Source organism: Burkholderia sp. A2 (genome assembly GCF_001729305.1).
Taxonomy (GTDB): domain Bacteria; phylum Pseudomonadota; class Gammaproteobacteria; order Burkholderiales; family Burkholderiaceae; genus Burkholderia; species Burkholderia sola.
Genome location: NZ_LZXX01000038.1, coordinates 1 through 679, shown reverse-complemented (window position 1 = coordinate 679; position 679 = coordinate 1). Strand labels below are relative to the sequence as shown.

Genomic DNA, 679 nt, shown 5'->3' with positions numbered 1-679 from the left:
GTGCCGGCCGCGTATGCGATGGCGTTCTTCCCGAACCATCGCACGCAGAAGGTGCTGCTGTGGATGCTGTCGACGAAGATGATGCCGTCGGTCGGCGTGCTCGTGCCGATCTACCTGCTGTGGAAGAACGCGGGGCTGCTCGATACGGTGTCGGGGCTCGTGATCGTCTACACGCTGATCAACCTGCCGATCGCGGTGTGGATGACCTTCACGTATTTCAACGAAATCCCGAAGGACATCCTGGAGGCCGGGCGCATCGACGGCGCGTCGACGTGGCAGGAGATCGTCTACCTGCTGATGCCGATGGCGCTGCCGGGGCTCGCGTCCACCGCGCTGCTGCTCGTGATCCTGTCGTGGAACGAGGCGTTCTGGAGCATCAACCTGTCGAGCTCGAACGCGGCGCCGCTGACCGTGTTCATCGCGTCGTACTCGAGCCCCGAAGGGCTGTTCTGGGCGAAGCTGTCCGCCGCATCGCTGCTCGCGGTCGCGCCGATCCTGATCGTCGGCTGGCTATCGCAGAAGCAGCTCGTGCGCGGGCTCACGTTCGGGGCGGTTAAATGAACGATGCAAGCAAAGGCGCGGCCGGCAAACGTGCGGCCGGTCACGGCATGAACGTGCTGATCTGCGATTGCGACGGCGTGCTGATCGACAGCGAGGCCGTCGCCGCCGACGTGATCGT

The 679-nt window shown here is 64.5% G+C and carries 1 protein-coding gene and 1 pseudogene; both read left to right on the top strand.

What is annotated here, in order from left to right; genetic code table 11:
- Window positions 1-561 (top strand): carbohydrate ABC transporter permease (locus A9Z05_RS03505; protein WP_069616889.1); only part of this gene is annotated, 561 nt, incomplete at its 5' end.
- Window positions 558-679 (top strand): annotated as a pseudogene (locus tag A9Z05_RS37480) (HAD family phosphatase); the annotation flags it as partial. The gene A9Z05_RS03505 and the pseudogene A9Z05_RS37480, both read left to right, overlap by 4 nt.